The sequence below is a fragment of the Aporhodopirellula aestuarii genome (assembly GCF_023701485.1).
GTDB lineage: Bacteria > Planctomycetota > Planctomycetia > Pirellulales > Pirellulaceae > Rhodopirellula > Rhodopirellula aestuarii.
The window spans coordinates 1-2,882 of record NZ_JAMQBK010000144.1 but is presented as its reverse complement, the minus strand read 5'-3'; the positions used below and the strand labels follow the sequence as shown (position 1 = coordinate 2,882).

Sequence of the window (2,882 nt, the reverse complement as noted above, 5' to 3'; positions counted from 1 at the left end):
GGAAAAAGTCGAGCTAAGCAGGTAGCCAGGAATGACTGGGTAAAATCCTAGGATCCATTTGAACGTTAGCCTGGACTGCTAAATCATTGCGAAGACATGGAAATACACGGCCGCGCCAGTAACGCTTCCATACCTAGTCGCGATAGCGACGGCAGGCACAAGCCCCGGACGCGAGTCCGGGGTCGACGTCGCTCCCCGCTCACGCCAAGTCGCGAAGCGATGACACGTGCCGCTCTCGGTGGTTCATTCGTGCGCACACCCGTGTCTTGTGTCGTCGCGTTGCGACTTGCTTCGCTTTATTTTCCCAAACCACGGACTCACGTCCGTGGCTTTTGGATCTCGTCACTATCGTGACTAACCATTCGCGAATTACTAGATCCAGCTAACCGCAAATAGGGACAGCGACACGTCTTGTCCAGAACGAATTTCTGGCAGTCCAGTGATAGCCTTGGTTGAACGTAGGAACCATGGTTAGCATCAAACGACCGATACACCGAAAAACTCCTGCCTAGGTGCTTGGGGCTCCATTTTCTCTACTTAGGACGCTTTGAACCTGCCTAGCTTGAGGTCGATGACAACAAGACGGCGGAACCTTCTGTGATAGAACAGCAAGTCAATGTAAAAGTCTTCGTCGTCGATTTTGATGCGGTGCTTGCGACCGACAAACGCGAAGCTCATTCCGAGTCCCAGAATGAACGTTTCCAATTCTCGCAGGATTGCCAAATAGAGGTTGTTTTCGGTGTACGTGTCTTTCAGACCGAGGAAGCCTAAAAAGAAGGGATCACGAAATACCAAGTTCGGAGTCAGCTTGTCGTCGTCTCATAGATCGGCAATTTCTTGATTGGCAAGTTCTTCCGCTTTACGGGAGTAGCGCCGTCCGCTCGTAGAGCGTGCCATTGGATTTGCCTCGTAGCGTCCGAACGCTCCAATTCTCAACCCGGCACATCTCCGCGTAGAACTCGCGTTTCAGCTCGCCCCTGCCAATCTCGTCCGCTGATCATTAGGATACAATTAGTTCAGTTTCCGTGGATGCCATTCCATCTCGTTCAATTCGCTTCCACTGCGCCAGTAAGATGATTCCCCCGCACTCATTCGATCCAATTCGTTCTCTAATTACTCAGGCCGCCAGCACATCGCCAGAGCAGCGAGTGCTTGCTGGACTGGAACACTCAGAACTCGCCATTCGCGTGGTAGAGGATGGGATTCGCGATCAGAATCCGCGTGCTGATGATGCGACGATCATGCGATTGCTGGCCGCGCGGATTGAGCTGATGGATCGCATTCAAGATCGGACGCTGGCGAAAAAGTGAAGCTGCAAGAAGCGGTATCGCGAATCATCGTCGCACTGAATGATGCCGGGCTGGAATTCATGCTCGTAGGGTCGTTCTCCAGCATGTACTACTCGTTCCCCCGTTCCACGACGGATGCCGACTTTGTCATCGGGACGCCGGATTGGGATGCACAGGTACTCGCTAAATCGCTCGGCAACGAATTTAAGTTTGATCCACAACTCTCGTTCGAGACCTTTGGCGGCTCAATGAAGAACGAGATTCAGATCGAGGGAACTCCGTTCCGGATCGAGCTATTTCGGTTAACCGATCAGCCCTTCGATCGAGCACGTTTTGATCGCCGCCGAAAAGTCGCACTAGGCGGTAACGAGGTTTGGATCCCAACCCCGGAGGACGTGATTTTGCAAAAGCTGACTTGGTCCCGCCCCAAAGATCAAGAGGACATTTTGGGCGTGATTGCTGTCAATCACGAAACTCTCGATCGAGAGTACCTCGATCAATGGGCAGAGCAACTTGGTCTCACCGAGGAGCTTGCCGCCGCCTGGAAATTGGCGACTGAGCGATTGTAACGCCAAACTTAATGAGCGTTTCCAACTCGTCCTACCCTGGCTGAGAATACACAGGCGAGAACAAACGGAGTTTCTGAAAACGAAAGCCCCGTGTTTCCACCAGATACGCCGCCCAAGAATCGGGCGATCGCTGCACAAGCTCTACGGCATGCTCACACTCAAGTCTGAACTGCTCGCCTACCTCCGGGTCGATCCTGGCGTACCAGGAAAAAGTTTCTGCGAATTCATCGGACGCGTCAGTTGGTACTCAAGATGGACCACGCCACTTTCAGTGATTGGGTTTTCCGCCGATTCGTTTCCATACTTCCGACAAAGGAACTGTCTTTACGCGACCGCTGTCAATATCGGCGATGCGATTGCTAATCTCGTCAGACCAAGCATCGCGAGTCTCTTGCGATTCGTGATCGTCCGGTTCGTTTTCCTAGCTGGCAAGAATGGCGTTCGCAACGACAGCTCGATCTGCTGTAGCAAGTCGCAACGCAGATGCGATGAGTTGATGTGTGAATTCGGACATTCGTGGATCCTTGGGTAAACAACGACGCCGATCCCAGTTTATCAAGCCGACATCATCCAGTCGAAGACCGACTTTCGACAATGTTTGAACGATCTCCTTGGTCGTTTGGCCCAGCGTGGACCAGGACTACACGAGCGCGAGTAAAGCTGTCATGCCTAGTCGCGATAGCGACGGCAGGCACAAGCCCCGGACGCGAGTCCGGGGTCGACGTCGCTCCCCGGATACACCAAGTCGCGAAGCGATGACAGATGCCGCTCCCGATGGTTCATTCGTGCGTCCACCCGTGTTTTGTGTCATCGCGTTGCGACTTGCTTCGCTTTGTTTTCCCAAACCACGGACTTACTTCCGTGGCTTTGACATGTCGTCACGACCGTGACTAAGCAGGTACATAGAAGTGATTCGGTATAACGACAATTCCGCAGATCGTGATCGATTCGGCGTAGGCCGGACCAAGGAGCCTAAGCGACGCAGTTCCGGCACGACTGAGCAAGTGAATGTCGGAACTCGCAA

Annotated in this window: 4 protein-coding genes; 3 read left to right on the top strand and 1 reads right to left on the bottom strand. The window is 53.2% G+C overall.

All coding sequences use genetic code 11. The annotated features are described in order from the left end of the window. Window positions 1-537: 537 nt before the first annotated feature. On the bottom strand, window positions 538-795 hold the full coding sequence (locus NB063_RS31790; protein WP_250933833.1) for a PDDEXK nuclease domain-containing protein: 258 nt from the start codon (window positions 793-795) through the stop codon (window positions 538-540). Between the two features lie 230 nt (window positions 796-1,025). On the opposite strand from NB063_RS31790, the gene NB063_RS31785 reads away from it, so the two are divergent. From NB063_RS31785 to NB063_RS32775, 3 genes are all read left to right on the top strand, one after another. Continuing rightward, entirely contained in the window at window positions 1,026-1,310 is a 285-nt protein-coding gene (locus NB063_RS31785; RefSeq protein WP_250933832.1) for a hypothetical protein, read from the top strand. Continuing rightward, on the top strand, window positions 1,307-1,858 hold the full coding sequence (locus NB063_RS31780) for a nucleotidyltransferase (protein ID WP_250933831.1): 552 nt from the start codon (window positions 1,307-1,309) through the stop codon (window positions 1,856-1,858). Before NB063_RS31785 ends, NB063_RS31780 begins: the two co-directional genes overlap by 4 nt. Window positions 1,859-2,006: 148 nt before the next feature. After that, complete coding sequence (locus NB063_RS32775; RefSeq protein ID WP_250933830.1) at window positions 2,007-2,390, top strand: hypothetical protein; 384 nt, start codon at window positions 2,007-2,009, stop codon at window positions 2,388-2,390. The last annotated feature ends 492 nt before the right edge of the window (window positions 2,391-2,882 follow it).